General features: G+C 70.8%; 15 protein-coding genes. 10 read left to right on the forward strand and 5 right to left on the reverse strand.

The window, feature by feature from the left end; all coding sequences use genetic code 11:
* A complete protein-coding gene (gene nirB, locus ACLJTM_RS22090) occupies positions 1-2,532 on the forward strand; it encodes a nitrite reductase large subunit NirB (RefSeq protein WP_411105402.1) in 2,532 nt (843 codons plus the stop codon).
* On the forward strand, positions 2,529-2,861 hold the full coding sequence (nirD, locus tag ACLJTM_RS22095) for a nitrite reductase small subunit NirD (protein WP_411105403.1): 333 nt from the start codon (positions 2,529-2,531) through the stop codon (positions 2,859-2,861). Before nirB ends, nirD begins: the two co-directional genes overlap by 4 nt.
* Before the next feature lie 10 nt (positions 2,862-2,871).
* Here nirD and ACLJTM_RS22100 read toward each other — a convergent pair whose 3' ends face one another.
* Positions 2,872-3,279 carry a VOC family protein gene (locus ACLJTM_RS22100; RefSeq protein ID WP_411105404.1) on the reverse strand — a complete coding sequence of 136 codons (408 nt, stop codon included), beginning with the start codon at positions 3,277-3,279 and terminating at the stop codon, positions 2,872-2,874.
* A gap of 319 nt (positions 3,280-3,598) precedes the next feature.
* Between ACLJTM_RS22100 and ACLJTM_RS22105 the strand changes: the two genes are divergently transcribed.
* Positions 3,599-4,759: an alkaline phosphatase PhoX gene (locus ACLJTM_RS22105; protein ID WP_411105405.1), complete on the forward strand. Its 1,161-nt coding sequence runs from the start codon at positions 3,599-3,601 to the stop codon at positions 4,757-4,759.
* Positions 4,760-4,812: 53 nt separating this feature from the next.
* Here the strand turns inward: ACLJTM_RS22105 and ACLJTM_RS22110 are convergent, their stop codons facing one another.
* The 3 genes from ACLJTM_RS22110 to dusB all read right to left on the reverse strand — a co-directional run bounded on the left by ACLJTM_RS22110 (position 4,813) and on the right by dusB (position 10,470).
* Positions 4,813-5,868, reverse strand: a complete 1,056-nt coding sequence (locus ACLJTM_RS22110) for a helix-turn-helix domain-containing protein (RefSeq protein WP_411105406.1) — start codon at positions 5,866-5,868, stop codon at positions 4,813-4,815.
* Positions 5,869-6,254: 386 nt separating this feature from the next.
* Positions 6,255-8,963 carry a pyruvate, phosphate dikinase gene (ppdK, locus tag ACLJTM_RS22115; protein ID WP_411105407.1) on the reverse strand — a complete coding sequence of 903 codons (2,709 nt, stop codon included), beginning with the start codon at positions 8,961-8,963 and terminating at the stop codon, positions 6,255-6,257.
* Between the two features lie 364 nt (positions 8,964-9,327).
* Positions 9,328-10,470, reverse strand: coding sequence for a tRNA dihydrouridine synthase DusB (gene dusB / locus ACLJTM_RS22120; RefSeq protein WP_411105408.1), 1,143 nt, complete (start codon positions 10,468-10,470; stop codon positions 9,328-9,330).
* 52 nt (positions 10,471-10,522) lie between these two features.
* Between dusB and ACLJTM_RS22125 the strand changes: the two genes are divergently transcribed.
* From ACLJTM_RS22125 to ACLJTM_RS22140, 4 genes are all read left to right on the forward strand, one after another.
* Positions 10,523-11,980 (forward strand): MFS transporter, encoded by a 1,458-nt coding sequence (locus tag ACLJTM_RS22125; RefSeq protein ID WP_411105409.1) that lies wholly within the window; start codon positions 10,523-10,525, stop codon positions 11,978-11,980.
* An 88-nt stretch (positions 11,981-12,068) separates the two neighbouring features.
* Entirely contained in the window at positions 12,069-13,106 is a 1,038-nt protein-coding gene (locus ACLJTM_RS22130) for an aldo/keto reductase (RefSeq protein ID WP_411105410.1), read from the forward strand.
* A 21-nt stretch (positions 13,107-13,127) separates the two neighbouring features.
* On the forward strand, positions 13,128-13,721 hold the full coding sequence (locus ACLJTM_RS22135; protein WP_411105411.1) for a TetR family transcriptional regulator: 594 nt from the start codon (positions 13,128-13,130) through the stop codon (positions 13,719-13,721).
* 147 nt (positions 13,722-13,868) lie between these two features.
* The gene (locus ACLJTM_RS22140) at positions 13,869-14,621 is read left to right on the forward strand and encodes a VC0807 family protein (protein ID WP_411105412.1); all 753 of its coding nucleotides are present in this window, start codon (positions 13,869-13,871) and stop codon (positions 14,619-14,621) included.
* A gap of 124 nt (positions 14,622-14,745) precedes the next feature.
* Here the strand turns inward: ACLJTM_RS22140 and ACLJTM_RS22145 are convergent, their stop codons facing one another.
* On the reverse strand, positions 14,746-16,122 hold the full coding sequence (locus ACLJTM_RS22145) for a glycine--tRNA ligase (protein WP_411105413.1): 1,377 nt from the start codon (positions 16,120-16,122) through the stop codon (positions 14,746-14,748).
* A gap of 221 nt (positions 16,123-16,343) precedes the next feature.
* Between ACLJTM_RS22145 and ACLJTM_RS22150 the strand changes: the two genes are divergently transcribed.
* The 3 genes from ACLJTM_RS22150 to ACLJTM_RS22160 are packed head-to-tail and all read left to right on the forward strand — an operon-like array spanning position 16,344 to position 18,993.
* Entirely contained in the window at positions 16,344-17,309 is a 966-nt protein-coding gene (locus ACLJTM_RS22150; RefSeq protein WP_411105414.1) for a metal ABC transporter substrate-binding protein, read from the forward strand.
* Positions 17,309-18,127: a metal ABC transporter ATP-binding protein gene (locus tag ACLJTM_RS22155; RefSeq protein WP_411105415.1), complete on the forward strand. Its 819-nt coding sequence runs from the start codon at positions 17,309-17,311 to the stop codon at positions 18,125-18,127. Before ACLJTM_RS22150 ends, ACLJTM_RS22155 begins: the two co-directional genes overlap by 1 nt.
* Positions 18,127-18,993, forward strand: a complete 867-nt coding sequence (locus tag ACLJTM_RS22160; RefSeq protein WP_411105416.1) for a metal ABC transporter permease — start codon at positions 18,127-18,129, stop codon at positions 18,991-18,993. The genes ACLJTM_RS22155 and ACLJTM_RS22160 overlap by 1 nt, the downstream gene beginning before the upstream one ends.
* The last annotated feature ends 24 nt before the right edge of the window (positions 18,994-19,017 follow it).

Here is a 19,017-nt window from a genome sequence, read left to right on the forward strand (position 1 = left end):
ATGACCGAGCCCCTGCCCACGATCGTGCTCATCGGGCACGGCATGGTCGGCCAGCGCTACCTCGAAGCGCTCGCCGAGCACGGAGCCACCCTCACGCACCAGGTCACCGTGCTGTGCGAGGAGCCCCGGCCCGCCTACGACCGCGTGCACCTGACCTCGTACTTCTCCGGCAGCAGCGTCGAGGACCTGTCGATGACACCGCCGGACTTCATGGAGCAGCACGGCATCTCCCTGCACCTCGGCGACCCGGCCGAGCACGTGGACCGGGCCGCCCGCACCGTGACCTCCCGCTCCGGGCGGGTCTTCCCGTACGACGTGCTGGTCCTGGCGACCGGCAGCCACCCCTTCGTGCCGCCCGTCCCCGGCAAGGACGCCCCCGGCTGCTTCGTGTACCGCACCATCGAGGACCTCCTCGCGATCGAGGAGTACGCCGCCTCCCGCACGCACGGCGCGGTCGTCGGCGGCGGCCTGCTCGGGCTGGAGGCGGCCGGGGCGCTCCAGGGGCTCGGTCTCGCCACCCGCGTCGTGGAGTTCGCCCCGCGCCTGATGCCCGTACAGGTCGACGAGGGCGGCGGGGCCGCCCTGCTGCGCACGATCGAGTCCATGGGCCTCACCGTGCACACCGGGGTCGGCACCCAGGAGGTGCTGACCGGCGAGGACGGCCGGGTCTGCGGCATGCGGCTGTCCGACGGGTCCACCGTCGACACCGACCTCGTCGTCTTCTCCGCCGGGGTGCGCCCCCGCGACCAGCTGGCCCGTGCCGCGGGCCTGGAGGTCGGCGAGCGCGGGGGCATCGCCGTCGACGCCCGCTGCCGGACCTCCGACCCGCGGGTCTACGCCATCGGGGAGTGCGCGCTGGCCTGCGACGGCCGCGTCTACGGACTGGTGGCCCCGGGCTACGAGATGGCGGAGACCGCCGTGCAGGACCTGCTGGGCCGGGAGAAGGAGTTCACCGGGGCCGACCTCTCCACCAAGCTGAAGCTGCTGGGCGTGGACGTGGCCTCCTTCGGCGACGCCCACGGCAGTGCGGAGGGCAGCCTGGACGTGGTCTGGTCCGACTCCCGCTCCGGGATCTACAAGAAGCTGGTCGTCTCCCCCGAGGGGGTGCTCCTCGGCGGGGTCCTGGTCGGCGACGCCGACGCGTACGGGCTGCTGCGCCCGCTGACCGGCAGCGTCCCGCCGATCGCCCCGGAGCAGCTGGTGCTGCCCGCCGGCCTCGGCGCGCCCGTCGCACTCGGCCCCGCCTCCCTCCCCGACGACGCAGTGATCTGCTCCTGCCACAACGTGACCAAGAAGGCCATCGCCGCCTGCTCCTCGCTGCCCGAGGTCAAGAAGTGCACGAAGGCGGGCACGGGCTGCGGCAGCTGCCTGAAGGTGATCGGCCAGCTGCTGCCCGCCGCCGCCGACACGGGGCTGTGCGCCTGCTTCCCGCACACCCGGGCCGAGCTCTACGAGATCGTCCGCACCCGCCGGCTGACCTCGTACGACCAGCTCCTCGACGGGCACGGCCGCCCGGAGGCCCGCGGCGGCGACGGCTGCGAGGTCTGCAAGCCCACCGTCGGCTCGATCATCGCCTCCCTGGCCCCGACGCTGGGCGCGAGCGGGTACGTGCTGGACGGGGAGCAGGCCGCCCTCCAGGACACCAACGACCACTTCCTCGCCAACCTCCAGCGCAACGGTTCGTACTCGGTCGTCCCGCGCATCCCCGGCGGTGAGATCACCCCGGACAAGCTGATCGTGATCGGCGAGGTGGCCCGGGACTTCGGCCTCTACACGAAGATCACCGGTGGGCAGCGGATCGACCTCTTCGGCGCGAGCGTGGACCAGCTCCCCCGGATCTGGGCCCGGCTCGTCGACGCCGGATTCGAGTCCGGGCACGCGTACGGGAAGGCCCTGCGGACGGTGAAGTCCTGCGTCGGGCAGACCTGGTGCCGGTACGGGGTCCAGGACAGCGTGCGGATGGCCATCGACCTGGAGCTGCGCTACCGGGGTCTGCGCGCCCCGCACAAGCTGAAGTCGGCGGTCTCCGGCTGCGCCCGCGAATGCGCGGAGGCGCAGAGCAAGGACTTCGGGGTGATCGCGACGGCCAGTGGCTGGAACCTGTACGTCGGCGGCAACGGCGGGGCCACCCCGCGCCACGCCGACCTGCTCGCCCAGGACCTCTCCGACGCCGAACTGGTACGCCTCATCGACCGGTTCCTGATGTTCTACATCCGCACCGCGGACCGGCTGGAGCGGACCTCCACCTGGCTGGACCGGCTGGAGGGGGGCCTGGACCACCTGCGGGACGTGGTCGTGCACGACTCGCTCGGCCTGTGCGCGGAGCTGGAGCTGCTGATGGCCGACCACGTGGCGCACTACCGCGACGAGTGGGCCGAGACGCTCCAGGACCCTGAGCGGCTGCGCCGGTTCGTGTCCTTCGTCAACGCGCCCGGCGCCCCCGACCCGACCGTGAAGTTCGTCCCCGAACGGGACCAGGTCAAGCCCGACCTGGCCGTTCTCACCCTGGAGCCCGTGGGAGGCCGCCGATGACCGTCGAACTGGAAGTGACCGAGGGCTGGCTGACGGTGTGCGAGCTGTCGGCGCTGGTCCCCGGGCGCGGGGTGGCCGCTCTGCTGCCCGACGGGAGTCAGGCCGCGGTGTTCACGGACCGCTCGGGGCGCACGTACGCGATCGCCAACCAGGACCCCTTCACCGGCGCCCAGGTGCTCTCGCGGGGGCTGCTGGGGTGTGCGCAGGGCCGGACCTTCGTCGCCTCTCCGCTGCTCAAGCAGCGCTTCGACCTGGAGTCGGGGCGCTGCCTGGACGACGAGGACGTGGCGGTCCGGACCTACCGGGTGCGGACCGCCGCCACCTCGTGAGCCGCGGCCGTCAGCCCTGGACGGCCGCCGGGTCCATCCACATGATCTCCCAGGTGTGGCCGTCGAGGTCGTCGAAGGCGCGGCCGTACATGAAGCCGAGGTCCTGGGCCGGCCGGGGCTCGGTGGCACCGGCCGCGAGGGCCGCGCCCACGAGCTCGTCGACCTTGGCGCGGCTTTCGGCGCTCAGGCACAGCAGGACCTCGGAGGTCCTGGTGGCGTCCGCGATCTCCTTGTGGGTGAAGTCCTTGTAGCGGGCCTCGGTCAGGAGCATCGCCACGATGGTGTCGCTGATCACCACGGAGGTGCAGTTCTCGTCGCTGAACCGGTCGTTGAAGGAGTAGCCCAGCGTGCCCCAGAAGGTCCGGGCGGCGCCCAGGTCCTTGACGGGCAGGTTGACGAAGATCATGGTGGCGGACATCTCGGTCCCTCTTTCTCTCGCGGGGTCGCGGCGGTGTGTCGAGGGGTGGACCGGGGGCGGCGGCGAAACTCATCGCCGCCGCCGCGATTCCCCCGGACTTTTTCCGCACGGCCCGGGCGCGCCTGCCCAGCCGGTTGTCGTCCGTCGTCCGTCGTCCGTCGTCCGTCGTCCGGAAGTACCCGCAGGGAGGTTGCACGCGCAGTGGTCGCTCGGGCGTCATGAGGATGTGGGGTCACGTCAACTCCGTGCTCCTAGGTTCCTCGACGCGTGCGACCCCGCGCCCGACCGGGTGCGGGGCCTTCCTCCCACAGGAGTGACCGTGGAACGTCGTACCTTCCTGCGCGGCGCCGTCATCGGCTCGTCGGCGGCCGCCTTCGGCGGCACGCTGATGCACGGCGCCGCCTACGCGGCGCCCGCCCAGCCCGGAGCGGGGCCCTACGGGGCCCTCGGCGCCGCGGATGCGAACGGCATCCAGCTGCCTGCAGGGTTCACCAGCCGGGTGGTCGCCCGGTCCGGCCAGAACGTCGGCTCCACCTCGTACCCGTGGCACAGTGCCCCGGACGGCGGCGCCTGCTTCGCGGACGGCACGGGCTGGATCTACGTGTCGAACTCGGAGATCAACCCGAGCGGCGGCGCGAGCGCGGTGAAGTTCTCCGCCACGGGCGCGATCACCGGCGCCTACCGCATCCTGTCCGGCACCCGGCAGAACTGCGCGGGCGGCAAGACCCCGTGGAACACCTGGCTGTCCTGCGAGGAGGTCAGCCGGGGCTACGTGTACGAGACCGACCCGTACGGGGTGAACGCGGCCGTCCAGCGGCCGGCGATGGGGCAGTTCAAGCACGAGGCGGCTGCCGCCGACCCGGTCCGCAAGGTGGTCTACCTGACGGAGGACGAGACGGACGGTTGCTTCTACCGCTTCGTCCCCACCACCTGGGGAAACCTTTCCTCGGGCACCCTCCAGGTCCTCAAGGCCTCCACCGCCACCTCGGGCTCCTTCACCTGGGCCACCGTCCCGGACCGCGACGGCTCCCCGACCGCCACCCGCAGCCAGGTCTCGGGGGCCAAGAAGTTCAACGGCGGCGAGGGCTGCCACTACGCCAACGACACGGTCTGGTTCACCACCAAGGGCGACAACCGGGTCTGGCAGCTCAACCTGGCCGCCGGCACCTACGAGCTGGCCTACGACGACTCCCTGGTCCCCGGCGGCGCGGCCCCGCTGACGGGCGTGGACAACGTCACCGGCTCCTCGTACGGGGACCTGTACATCGCGGAGGACGGCGGCACCATGGAGATCTGCCTGATCACCCCCGACGACGTGGTCACCCCGTTCCTGCGGATCACCGGCCAGTCCTCCTCGGAGATCACCGGCCCGGCCTTCTCCCCCGCCGGCAACCGGCTGTACTTCTCCAGCCAGCGCGGCACGAGCGGCAGCTCCACCGGCGGCATCACCTACGAGGTCACCGGCCCCTTCCGGGTGTGACCCGGGCGGGCGGCGCGGCCCGGGCGCTCCCGGGGCCGCGCCGTCCGGCCCTCCTACGAGGCCACCGCGCCGCCCCTGAGGAGGGCGGCTCCCAGCGGGGTCACCGTGTGCAGCACCGCGTTGCCGTGCCGCAGCGTGGTCACCAGGCCCGCCTCGCGCATCACGCAGGCGTGCTGGCTCGCGGAGGCCAGGGAGACCCCGGCCCGGCGGGCGAGCTCGGTGGTGGTCGCGCCGTCCCCGATGGCCCGCAGCACCACCGACCGGGTGTGCCCCACCAGCTTGCCCAGCGTCCGCACCCGCTGGTCCTCGACGACCGGATGCATGGATTCCGCGCCGGTCGGCGCCGAGACCAGCTGCGCCGCTGCCGGATAGACCAGCACCGGCGGCAGCTCCGGGTCGTGCAGGGTCACCGCGGTGCGCCGGCAGAAGAACGACGGCTGCAACAGCAGCCCGCGCCCCCGCAGCCGGACGTCCCGGTCCACCGGGTAGTCGCACTCCAGCACCGGGGCCCGCCAGCGGAGCATCGTCGGCAGCGAGGCCAGCAGCTCGTCCGCGCCCCCGTCCAGCAGGGCCCGGCCGCGGGCGGCCCGCTCGGCCTCGATCTGGGCCTGGATGTGCGTCCAGTACGGCTCCACGGCCGCCCGGTGGTAAGCCCGCAGCTCGCCCAGCAGCCTGGGCAGCTGCTCCGTCCCCCCGTCCATGAACTCCCGCAGCCGCCGCGGCAGCGTGGTGTCCGTGCCCCCGCTGGCGGCGGAGGGCATGCCGAAGGCGGCTCCCAGGCGGGCCGACGCCCCCAGCAGCGCCACCTCGCGGCGCATGCGCTCGGGGCGGATGCCGCGGAGCGAGTCGAGCCCCACGTCCCACCCGTACTGCCCCTCCACGGGGGTCAGGAAATCCGGGAAATAACCGCGGCTCGGTATGAGCATGCCGAGCATGCGTGTTTCACTGTTCAACCTGCTCCGAGTTTCCGTTCGCCATTCACCGAACAGCCGGGCGTCACGCCGGTCCCGTAAACGGTGAAAGCTGAGAATCGTCTCCCACAACGCATCGGGACGCCCTGCCATCCGTACGCGTGCCAGGTCCACTCCAGTGAAATGGATACGCAGCACCGAACCCCCACCTGTGCAACCGCAATCCCCCCGCCCCATGAGTATGCATGCCGTCACACGTGGTCACCACGCCCTTTCGGCCACAGTTGAAACCCCTTTCGGCAGGGGCGTGACAAGCGAAATCCTGTACTCCGCCGGGCACACTCCGATGCGACCGAAACGCTCCGTGAAGGCCGTGGGGGGCTTTACGGGGCCTGGCGGTCGGTCGCACGGGAAGCGCCGACGTGCCCGGCAGAATGACAGCGGCGGTGGACGGGTGGGGATCCGTCCACCGCCTGCTGGCGTAAAGATTTGCCGAACAACGGAAAACGGGGCGCGCCCGCCCCCGGGGCGTCAGGGAACCCGGGGGCAGGCGCGGTCGGTGGGGCCCTTCACGGGCCGTGGGGTCAGCGGCTGTCGCTGCCCTTGGACTCGGCGGCCGCACGGCCGGCCTCCAGGCGCGCCACCGGGATCCGGAAGGGCGAGCAGGAGACGTAGTCGAGGCCGACCTCGTGGAAGAAGTGCACCGACTCCGGGTCGCCGCCGTGCTCGCCGCAGACGCCGAGCTTGAGGTCGGGGCGGGTGGCCCGGCCGGCCACGACCGCGCTGCGCACGAGGGCGCCCACGCCGTCCTTGTCGATGGTCTCGAAGGGCGAGACCCCGAAGATGCCCTTCTCCAGGTACGCGGTGAAGAAGGAGGCCTCCACGTCGTCGCGGGAGAAGCCCCAGACCGTCTGGGTGAGGTCGTTCGTGCCGAAGGAGAAGAACTGTGCGGCCTCGGCGATCTGGCCGGCGGTCAGGGCGGCGCGCGGCAGCTCGATCATCGTGCCGATGGAGAGCTTGAGGCTGGTGCCGGTGGCGGCCTCGACCTCGGCGATGACCTGGTCGGCCTCCTCGCGGACGATCTCCAGCTCCTGGACGGTGCCCACGAGCGGAATCATGATCTCGACCCGCGGATCGCCCTTGGCGTTCGCGCGCTCGGCGGCGGCCTCGGCGATCGCCCGCACCTGCATGGCGAACAGGCCGGGGATGACCAGGCCGAGGCGGACGCCGCGCAGACCCAGCATGGGGTTCTGCTCGTGCAGCTTGTGCACGGCCTGGAGCAGGCGCAGGTCGTTCTCGTTGGCGTCCTTGCGGGACTCGGCGAGGGCGACGCGCACCGACAGCTCGGTGATGTCGGGCAGGAACTCGTGCAGCGGCGGGTCGAGCAGGCGGACGGTGACGGGCAGGCCGTCCATCGCCTCGAACAGCTCGGTGAAGTCCTTCTTCTGCAGCGGCAGGAGGGCGCTGAGCGCGGACTCGCGCTCCTCGTCGGTGTCCGCGAGGATCAGGCGCTCGACCATCTCGCGGCGCTCGCCGAGGAACATGTGCTCGGTGCGGCACAGGCCGATGCCCTGGGCGCCGAAGCGGCGGGCGCGCAGCGCATCCTCGGCGTTGTCGGCGTTGGCGCGCACGCGCAGGCGGCGGACGCGGTCGGCGTAGGCCATGATCCGGTGCACGGCGGCGACCAGTTCGTCGGCGTCGTCGGCGCCCGCGTGCATGCGGCCCTCGAAGTATTCGACGACCGGGGACGGTACGACGGGTACCTCGCCCAGGTAGACCTTGCCGGTGGAGCCGTCGATGGAGACGACGTCGCCCTCCTCGATGACCGTCCCGCCCACGGTCATCCGGCGGCGCTTGGTGTCGACGTCGAGTTCCTCGGCGCCGCAGACACAGGTCTTGCCCATGCCGCGGGCGACGACGGCGGCGTGCGAGGTCTTGCCGCCGCGGGAGGTCAGGATGCCCTCGGAGGCGATCATGCCGTCGAGGTCGTCCGGGTTGGTCTCGCGGCGGATCAGGATGACCTTCTCGCCGGACCGGGACCACTTGACCGCGGTGTAGGAGTCGAATACGGCCTTGCCGACGGCCGCGCCCGGGGAGGCGGCGATGCCGCGGCCGAGCAGCTGGGTCTTGGCGTCCGCGTCGAAGCGCGGGAACATCAGCTGGGCCAGCTGGGCGCCGTTGACGCGCTGGAGGGCCTCGGCCTCGTCGATCAGGCCCTGGTCCACGAGCTGCGTGGCGATGCGGAAGGCGGCTCCGGCCGTGCGCTTGCCCACGCGGGTCTGGAGCATCCACAGCTGGCCGCGCTCGATGGTGAACTCGATGTCGCACAGGTCCTTGTAGTGCGTTTCGAGGGTCTCCATGATGCCCATGAGCTGGTCGTAGGACTTCTTGTCGATCTGCTCCAGATCGGCGAGCGGCACGGTGTTGCGGATGCCCGCGACGACGTCCTCGCCCTGCGCGTTCTGCAGGTAGTCGCCGTAGACGCCCTGGTGGCCGCTGGCGGGGTCGCGGGTGAAGGCGACGCCGGTGCCGGAGTCGGGGCCGAGGTTGCCGAAGACCATGGAGCAGATGTTGACCGCGGTGCCGAGGTCGCCGGGGATGCGCTCCTGGCGGCGGTACAGCTTGGCGCGGTCGGTGTTCCAGGAGTTGAAGACCGCCTCGACGGCGAGGTCCATCTGCTCGCGGGCGTCCTGCGGGAACGCGCGACCGGCCTCCTTGGCCACGATGTCCTTGAAGGTCTTGACGAGCTTCTTCAGGTCGGCGGCGTCGAGGTCGGTGTCGACGGTGACCTTCTTGGCGGCCTTGGCCTCTTCGAGGGCCTCCTCGAAGAGCTCGCCGTCCACGTCCAGGACGGTCTTGCCGAACATCTGGATGAGGCGGCGGTACGAGTCCCACGCGAAGCGCTCGTCGCCGGCCTGGGCGGCGAGGCCGGCGACCGACTCGTCGGAGAGGCCGATGTTGAGGACGGTGTCCATCATGCCGGGCATCGAGAACTTGGCGCCGGAACGCACGGAGACCAGCAGCGGGTCGTCCGACTGCCCGAGCTTCTTGCCCATCTTCGTCTCGAGGGCCGCCAGGTGCGCGCTGACCTCGTCCTGCAGCGCGGCCGGGGCCGTGCCGCTGTCGAGGTAGACCTTGCAGGCCTCGGTGGTGATGGTGAAGCCGGGAGGAACCGGCAGACCCAGGTTGGTCATCTCGGCGAGGTTGGCACCCTTGCCGCCGAGAAGGTCCTTGAGGTCGCGGTTGCCCTCGGTGAAGTCGTAGACGAGCTTCTGATCTTTGTTTTCCGACACGGGTCTCGACTCCTCGAGGCTCGGTGGCTGCCCTGACGGCCAGGAACATACCCAGATCGAAGGCTTCTGGGTACGTCCACATGCTCGTCATACGGCCGTAACCACCCGTGCGCCAGCAGATCGAAAGTGACCGATGAGTCATGTGAACGTACGAAGAACGTTCAGATCCCGAACGGGAGCGGGGCTATTGAGGCTTGATTGCGCTCGGATGAGCGATCATCGATCCATTTGCGTTCAAGAGTTGAACACACAAAGGGTGGCACCCAGTGCCACCCTTTGAAAGTCTTACCCGTGACTTCAGTGCTCATCTGAGCGAAACCTTACCCATGCGTGGCGTATATCACGCGGCACGGAGGGCGATTTGTCAGCCTCCGGAGGTGTCCAGTTCAGCTTCCTCGCCGACGCCTGCGCAGTCGTAAGGGTCGTTCAACCAGCCCTCCGGCAGGACAACTCGGTTGTTTCCGGACGTCCGTCCCCGTGGACCATCCGCGCTCTCGGGCCACGGCTGATCCAGATCGAGCTCGCTCAGATGAGCGTCCAGTTCGGCCAGGGAGGAGGTGACCGCCAGCTTCTGACGCATCTCGGACCCCACGGCGAAGCCCTTGAGGTACCAGGCCACGTGCTTACGGAAGTCGATCACCCCGCGCGCCTCGTCGCCGATCCACTCCCCCAGCAGCTGCGCGTGCCGGTGCATGGTGGCGGCGACCTCGCGCAGGGCGGGCTTGCGGAAGTCCTGCGGGCGCCCCTCGAAGGCCGCCACCAGGTCGTTGAACAGCCAGGGCCGGCCGAGGCAGCCGCGGCCCACGACCACACCGTCGCAGCCGGTCTCGCGGACCATGCGCAGGGCGTCCTCGGCGCACCAGATGTCGCCGTTGCCGAGCACCGGGATCTCCGGCACGTGCTCCTTGAGCCGGGCGATGGCCTCCCAGTCGGCGGTGCCGCCGTAGTGCTGGGCGGTGGTGCGGCCGTGCAGCGCGATGGCGGTGACCCCCTCCTCGACGGCGATCCGGCCGGCGTCGAGATAGGTGAGGTGGTCGTCATTGATGCCCTTGCGCATCTTCATGGTCACCGGCAGGTCCCCGGCGCCGGCGACGGCCTCGCGCAGGATCGCCCGCAGCAGGTGGCGCTTGTAGGGCAGGGCCGAGCCGCCGCCCTTGCGGGTCACCTTGGGGACGGGGCAGCCGAAGTTCAGGTCGATGTGGTCGGCGCGGTCCTCTTCCACGATCATCCGGACCGCCTTGCCGACCGTCACGGGGTCGACCCCGTAGAGCTGGATCGAGCGGGGCTTCTCGGTCGCGTCGAAGTGGATCAGCTGCATGGTCTTCTCGTTGCGCTCGACCAGGGCGCGCGTCGTGATCATCTCGCTCACGAACAGCCCCTTGCCGCCGGAGAACTCGCGGCAGAGGGTTCGGAACGGGGCATTGGTGATGCCGGCCATGGGCGCGAGCACCACCGGGGGCTGCACGGTGTGCGGGCCGATCGCGAGAGGGGGAGGGAGCGTGGTCATTACCCCATTGTCGCGCACGGCCAGATCGTTAGTTTGACGTACTATCCCCGTTATGTCCGACTTGAGCCACCGGCGTCGCATGCTCGTGCTGGGGATCTGCTGCACGAGCCTGTTCATCGTCAGCCTCGACAACACCGTCCTGAACGTCGCCCTCCCCTCCATGCGGCGGGACCTCGACGCCAGTGTCGCGGGGATGCAGTGGACGATCGACGCCTACACGCTGGTCCTGGCCTCGCTGCTGATGCTGGCCGGCTCCACGGCCGACCGGATCGGGCGGCGCAAGGTCTTCCTCACGGGACTGGCCCTCTTCACCCTGGGCTCGGTGCTGTGCTCGCTCACCCCGAGCCTGGAGTGGCTGATCGTGTTCCGGATGATCCAGGCGGTGGGCGGATCGATGCTCAACCCCGTCGCCATGTCGATCATCACCAACACCTTCACCGAGCCGGCGCAGCGGGCCCGCGCCATCGGCGTCTGGGGTGCGGTGGCCGGCATCTCCATGGCCGCGGGCCCGCTGATCGGCGGGGTCCTGGTGGACTCGGTGGGCTGGCGGTCCATCTTCTGGGTGAACCTGCCGGTCGGCCTGGCGGCCCTGCTGCTGACCCTGCGCTACGTCCCGGAGTCCCGCGCCGCCCGGGCCCGGCGCCCGGACCCCGTCGGCCAGCTGCTGGTCATGACCCTGCTCGGCACGGTGACGTACGCCATCATCGAGGCCCCCGCCGAGGGCTGGCGCTCCCCGGTGATCATCGGCTGTGCGGCGCTGGCCCTGGCCTCGCTGGTGGGGCTGCTGCTCTACGAGCCGCGGAGGTCCGACCCGCTGATCGACCCGCGGTTCTTCCGCAGCGCCCCCTTCAGCGGGGCAACGGTGATCGCCGTGAGCGCCTTCGCGGGCCTGTCCGGGGTGTTGTTCCTGAACACCCTCTACCTCCAGGACGTACGGGGCCTCAGTGCGCTGGACGCCGGGCTCTACCTGCTGCCGATGGCCACCCTGACCTTCCTGTGCGCCCCGCTGGCGGGACGCCTGGTCGCCACCCGCGGACCCCGGCTCCCGCTGCTGATCGCGGGGGTGACCATGGCGGGGAGCGGGCTGCTCTTCGCGCTCTTCTCGGCCGAGACCTCCACTCCCCTGCTCTTCGTGGGGTACGTGCTCTTCGGGATCGGCTTCGGCATGGTCAACGCTCCGATCACCAATACGGCGGTCTCCGGGATGCCCCGCTCCCAGGCCGGCGTGGCGGCCGCGATCGCCTCCACCAGTCGGCAGACCGGTGGCGCCCTCGGCGTCGCGATCGCGGGCGCGGTCCTGTCGGCGGGGCTGGCGGGCGGCGCCGGGTTCACCGCCGCGGCCCGTCCGGCCTGGTGGTTCATCACCCTCTGCGGGGTGCTCGTCCTGGTCGTCGGCGTGGCGACCAGCGGGCGCTGGGCCCTGGCGACGGCCGAGCGGACGGCCCGCACCCTGGAGGGCTCCGGCGGCCGTCAGCCCGACCGCGCACCCCCTTGCGGAGACCCGCACTGAACCACGGACCAGCCGCGCGGCAGCGGGTCCACCACCCTGACGGGTGACAGATATGGAAATCTGTCACTCGTCATGGCATGCTCGTCCCATGACCACCTACGAGAACACCCCCGGCCTCCGCCCGCTCGGCACCACCGGCCCCGCAGTCTTCCCGCTCGGTCTCGGCTGCATGGGGATGTCCGCCCTGTACGGGGCCGCCGACCGCGCCGAGTCCCTGGCGACCGTCCACGCCGCCCTGGACGCCGGGGTGACCCTGCTGGACACCGGCGACTTCTACGGCATGGGCCACAACGAACTGCTCATCAACGAGGCCCTGCGCACCGCACCCGCCGCCGCCCGCGAGCAGGCGCAGATCAGCGTCAAGTTCGGGGCCCTGCGCACCGTCGAGGGCGGCTTCACCGGGTACGACGGCCGGCCCGAGGCCGTGAAGAACTTCCTCGCCTACTCGCTCCAGCGGCTCGGCCGGGACCACGTCGACATCTACCGCATCGCCCGCGTGGACCCGGACGTCCCGATCGAGGAGACCGTCGGTGCCATCGCCGAGGCCGTCGAGGCCGGGCACGTCCGGCACATCGGCCTCTCCGAGGTCGGCGCCGACACCCTGCGCCGGGCCGCCGCCACGGCCCCGATCTCGGACCTGCAGATCGAGTACTCCCTGATCTCCCGCGGCATCGAGGCGGAGATCCTGCCGGCCGCCCGCGAGCTGGGCGTGGGCATCACGGCGTACGGGGTGCTGTCCCGGGGCCTGATCAGCGGCCACTTCACCCGCGACCGGGCGCTGGCCCCCGGCGACTTCCGCGGCATGAGCCCGCGCTTCCAGGGCGAGAACCTCGACCGCAACCTCGACCTGGTGGACGCCCTGCGCAAGGTCGCGGAGGCCAAGGGCGTGAGCGTGGCCCAGACCGCCATCGCCTGGGTGCTGGCCCAGGGGCCGCGGCACGGGGCCGACATCGTGCCGCTGGTCGGCGCCCGCCGACGCGACCGGCTCCAGGAGGCACTGGGTGCCATGGACGTCCGGCTCGACGACGCCGACCTGGCCGCGATCGAGGAGGCCGTACCCGCGGGCGCCGCGGCCGGCGAGCGGTACCCGGCCGCGCAGATGGCCCACCTCGACAGCGAGCACTGATCCGGCGGTACGGTCGTCCCCATGCCCCCCGCAACGGCCGAGCCCCTGACACCCGAGCGCATCCTGGAGACCACCGAGGAGGTGCTGCGCCGCTTCGGCCCCTCCAAGGCGACGGTGGTGGACGTGGCGCGCGCCCTCGGGGTGAGCCACGGCAGCGTGTACCGCCACTTCCCGTCGAAGGCGGCGCTGCGCGAGGCCGTCACGGACCGCTGGCTCGCCAAGAGCGTGGTCCTGCTGGAGGAGATCGCCTCGGCCCCCGGCCGGAGCGCGCCGTCCAAACTGGAGGCCTGGCTGGAGGCCCTGTTCGCGGCGAAGCGGCGCAAGGCGGGTGAGGACCCGGAGCTGTTCGCGACCTACACCGTGCTGCTCGGCGAGAGCAGCGGGGTGGTGGACGACCACCTCAACGAGCTGATCGCCCAGCTGGCCCGGATCATCGCGGAGGGGGTCGCCGCCGGCACGCTGGCCGCCGGGGACGTACCGGCCGCCGCCCGGGCGGTGTTCGATGCGACCGGCCGCTTCCACGACCCGCAGTACGCGGCCGACTGGCTCTCGCCGACGATCACGGCGGAGTTCGAGGCGGTCACCGGCCTGGTCATCCGGGGCCTGCGGGCCTGACAGCCCGCGAGGGGGGGCCGGGCCTGTCCGGAACCTGCCGGTCCGGACACCTTGGCGATCATTTTGATCCCTTCGCCTTGTACATGCCATCCCGCTGTCCCTACGGTCCCCTTACCGCACGTCATCAGGCACGTTCCAGGGGGAACCTTGTCCACCCACACCGCACGACCCGACCGTCCCGCCCCTCCCGCCCGTTCCGGCACATCCACGGCCCTCGGCTGGATCCTGACCATCGGCCTGAACGTGGTCGCACCGGTCATCACGTACAACACGCTCACCGACGGCCACGGGTGGAGCGAGTTCTCGGCCCTGCTCCTCAGCAGTGCCTGGCCGGTCCTGGACAGCGCCATCCATGTGGCCTGGCGGCGCAAGCTCGACGAGTTCGCGCTCGTCACCCTGGTGTTCCTGGTGATCACGGCCGTCGTCTCGCTCGTCGGCGCCCATTCGGCGCGGGCCCTGCTGGTGAAGGACTCCGCCGTCACCGGCCTGTTCGGGCTGCTCTGCCTGGCCACCCTGCTGGCGGCCCGCCCGCTGATGTTCTACTTCGGCCGCAAGTTCGCCACCGACGGCACCCCGGAGAGCACCGCCTGGTGGAACGGCATGTGGCAGTACGAGGGGTTCCGCACGACCATGCGGCGCATCACCCTCGTCTGGGGCCTGGCCTACGTGGCGGAGTCGCTGGTCCGGATCGTGCTGGCGTACAGCCTGGACACCGGGACCATGGTGGCCCTCAGCCCGTTCATGATCTACGGGGTGCTGGCCGCCCTCGCGGTGTGGACCGCCCGCTACGCCAAGCGCTCCCAGGCCGAGGGCGAACGCCGCGCCGCCGCCGCCGCGGCCGGGTCCGGGTCCGGGTCCGGGTCCACGCCGGCGGCCGAGACCCCCGCCGCGCAGGGCTGAACCCGGACGGCCCGGACCCGTACGCAGGACGAGCCGTACGCAGGACGAGCCGTACGCGGGAAGACCGGTGGCCCGGTGCGCGGCATGCGCACCGGGCCACCGGTCTTCTTTCCAGGTGCGGGTCCTAGCAGCCGAGCAGGCGGCTGCCGAGGTAGCTCTGGATCTGGTCCAGGGAGACGCGCTCCTGCTTCATGGTGTCGCGCTCGCGCACCGTCACCGCGTTGTCCTCAAGGGTGTCGAAGTCGACGGTGACGCAGAACGGCGTACCGATCTCGTCCTGGCGGCGGTAGCGGCGGCCGATGGCGCCGGCGTCGTCGAACTCGATGTTCCAGAAGGTGCGCAGGTCGGCGGCGAGGCCCTTGGCCTTCGGCGACAGCTGCGCGTTGCGGGACAGCGGCAGGACGGCGACCTTGACCGGGGCCAGGCGCGGGTCGAGGCGCATCACGGTGCGCTTCTCCATGACGCCCTTCGCGTTGGGCGCCTCGTCCTCGTTGTACGCGTCGAGCATGAAGGCGAGCATGGCGCGGTTGACGCCGGCCGCCGGCTCGATGACGTACGGCGTGTACTTCTCCTTCGTCTCCTGGTCGAAGTACACGAGGTCCTGGCCGGAGGCGGCGGAGTGGGCCTTGAGGTCGAAGTCGGTGCGGTTGGCGACGCCTTCGAGCTCGGAGAACTCGTTGCCGCCGAAGTTGAAGCGGTACTCGATGTCAGCGGTGCGCTTCGAGTAGTGGGACAGCTTCTCCTTCGGGTGCTCGTACCAGCGGATGTTCTCCTCGCGGATGCCGAGGCCGCGGTACCAGTTCCACCGCTCGGCCATCCAGTACTCCTGCCACTGCTCGTCCTCGCCCGGCTTGACGAAGAACTCCATCTCCATCTGCTCGAACTCACGGGTGCGGAAGATGAAGTTGCCCGGAGTGATCTCGTTCCGGAAGGACTTGCCCATCTGCGCGATGCCGAAGGGCGGCTTCTTGCGCGAAGTGGTCTGCACGTGGCCGAAGTTGGTGAAGATGCCCTGCGCGGTCTCGGGGCGCAGGTAAGCCTTCGAGTCCTGGGTCGGGCCGAGGTGGGTCTCCAGCATGCCGGAGAACTGCTTGGGCTCGGTGAACTGGCCCTTCACACCGCAGTGGGGGCAGTTGATGTCGGCGAGGCCGTTGGCGGGCAGTCGGCCGTGCTTGGCCTCGTACGCCTCTTCCAGGTGGTCCGCGCGGTGGCGCTTGTGGCAGGCGGTGCACTCGGTGAGCGGGTCCGAGAAGGTCGCGACGTGGCCGGAGGCCACCCAGACCTCGGGGGCCAGGATCACGGAGGAGTCGAGGCCGACGATGTCCTCACGTCCGGTGACCATCGCCTTCCACCACTGGCGCTTGATGTTCTCCTTGAGCTCGACACCGAGCGGACCGTAATCCCAGGCAGCCCTGGAACCGCCGTAGATGTCACTGCAAGGGAAAACGAAGCCACGGCGCTTGCTCAGGCTGACGATGGTTTCGATCTTGTCGGCGGCCACGGTGCTCTCTTCATTACGAGGACGAACGGCGAAGCCTTTAGGTTACCGGCGCCCGCACCCCCGCTTTCAAATCGGATCCCCCTTCGCGGCCCGCACCGCGCCCCGGCTCCGTCGCGGGGCGCCGGAGGGCAGGGCGGCGGCGGGGCGGCCGGCCGCTCCGGCGCCGTGCGTCCCACCTGGGTTTTTGACAATCGTTTCCATCTTTGATGAAAATGGATGTCATGAACGTACGACGCCTCATACCCGCCGCCGCCCTCGCCGGAGCCGTCGCCCTCGGCGCCACGGCCCTCACCGCCTGCTCCGGAGCCGCCGGTACCGGGGGCGCGGACGGCACGCTCCGCGTGACGGCGTCGTTCTACCCGATGCAGTTCCTCGCCGAGCAGATCGGCAAGGACCACGTGAAGGTCGACACCCTGACCAAGCCGGGTGTCGAACCGCACGACCTGGAGATCACCCCGAAGCAGACCGCCCAGCTGGGCGAGGCCGATGTGATCCTCTACCTCAAGAGCCTGCAGCCCGCCGTGGACAAGGCCGTCGCCCAGTCCGGCGGGAAGAACATCGTCGACGCCGCCACCCTCACCACGCTGGAGTCCCACGGCGCCTCCGGCCACGACCACGACCACGGCCAGGAGGGCGGGGACGGCCACTCCGAGGAGGGCCAGGCCGGCACCGACCCGCACGTGTGGCTCGACCCGGCCAAGTACGCCGAAGTCGCCCAGGGCGTCGGCAAGGCACTGGAGAAGGCCGACCCGGACCACGCCGCCGACTACCGGAAGAACACCGACGAGCTGGTCACCCGGCTGACCGGGCTCGACACGGAGTTCAAGGACGGCCTCGCCGGCGCCGCGGGCAAGACCTTCATCACCACGCACGCCGCCTTCGGCTACCTCGCCGAGCGCTACGGCCTGGACCAGGAGGGCATCTCCGGCGTCGACCCCGAGTCCGAGCCGAGCCCGGCCCGGATGAAGGAGCTCCAGGCGGTGGCGAGGAAGGACAACGTCTCCACCGTCTTCTTCGAGACCCTGGCCAGTGACAAGACGGCCAAGACCCTCGCGGCGGACACCGGCCTGAAGACAGACGTCCTCGACCCCCTTGAGGGAATCACGGAGTCCTCCCAGGGCGCTGACTACGTCGAGGTCATGCGGTCCAACCTGAAGAACCTCCAGAAGGCACTCGGAACCAACTGATGACAGCAGCAACGGAGGCGCGAGCCATGCAGTCCACGCCCCGGCCGGCAGCGGGCCAGCCCGTCATATCCCTGCGCGGGGCCACGGCCTCGCTCGGCTCGCGCCCCGTGCTGCGCGGGATCGACCTCACCGTCCGCTCCGGCGAGGTCGTCGCCCTGCTCGGGGCCAACGGCTCCGGGAAGTCCACCGCCGTCCGCGCCGTCGTCGGCCAGGTCCCGCTCACCGACGGCTCCCTGTCCCTGTTCGGCACCGACTTCAGGCGCTTTCGGGACTGGTCCCGCATCGGGTACGTCCCGCAGCGCACCACCGCCGCCAGCGGCGTCCCGGCCACCGTCCGCGAGGTCGTCTCCTCCGGCCGGCTGGCCCGCAGCCGCTTCGGCCTCCTGCGCAAGGCCGACAAGGCCGCCGTCGAGCGGGCCCTGGCACTGGTGGACATGGACGCGTACGCCGACCTGTCGGTCAACGCCCTCTCCGGCGGCCAGCACCAGCGGGTGCTCATCGCGCGGGCGCTCGCCGGGGAACCCGAACTGCTGATCATGGACGAGCCGATGGCGGGCGTGGACCTCGCCAACCAGGAGGTCCTCGCGACCGCCCTGCGCGAGCAGGTCTCCGCGGGCAGCGCCGTCCTCCTGGTCCTGCACGAACTGGGCCCGCTGGAACCGCTGATCGACCGGGCGGTCGTCCTGCGCGACGGCTGCGTCGTGTACGACGGCCCGCCCCCGGAGGCCGTCGGACAGCACGCCCTGCCCGGCCACGACCACGTACACCCCCACGCGGCGCACGACGCCGAGCCCCTGCGGACGGGACTGCTGAGCTGATGGACCTCCTCACCTACGCCTTCATGCAGCGGGCGCTGATCGCCGCCGGCCTGGTCGGCGTCACCGCTCCCGCGATCGGCACGTACCTCGTGCAGCGGCGCCAGGCCGTCATGGGCGACGGCCTCGGCCACGTGGCCATGACCGGCGTCGCGCTCGGCTTCCTGCTCAACACCAGCCCGGTGTGGATGGCCACGCTGGTCGCGGTGCTCGGCGCCGTCGGCATGGAGCTGATCCGCTCCCGCGGCAAGACCAGCGGCGACGTCGCGCTCGCCATGCTCTTCTACGGCGGGCTGGCCGGCGGCGTCCTGATCATCAACATGGCTCCGGGCGGGTCCACGACCAATCTGGTCAGCGCCATGTTCGGATCGATCACCACGGTCGCCCCCGCGGACGTCACCGCGATGGCCGTCCTCGCCGCCTTCGTCCTGGCCGTCACCCTGGGCCTGCGCCGGCAGCTGTTCGCCGTCTGCCAGGACGAGGAGTTCGCCCGGGTCACCGGCCTGCCGGTACGCCTGCTCAACCTGCTGATCGCCGTCACCGCCGCCGTCACCGTGACCGTCGCGATGCGCATCGTGGGGCTGCTGCTGGTCAGCGCCATGATGGTGATCCCGGTCGCGGCCGCCCAGCGGGTCACCCGCGGGTTCACCGCGACGCTGTCCCTGGCCATGGTGATCGCCCTGCTGGTGTCGCTGGCCGGCACGGCCTCCACGTACTACCTGGACGCACCGTCCGGAGCGACCATCGTGCTCCTCGCCATCGCCGTCTTCATGATCATGACGGCTCTCTCGACTCCGCTGGCCAGGCGCCGTGCCAGGGCAGCCCGCGAGGCCGAAGAGGTGTGCACGCGCGACGATGTGAAGGTCTAGGAAGACCGGCCGCCTGGCACAATG

It is taken from the genome of Streptomyces sp. cmx-4-9, from assembly GCF_046548835.1.
Classification (GTDB): Bacteria; Actinomycetota; Actinomycetes; order Streptomycetales; family Streptomycetaceae; genus Streptomyces.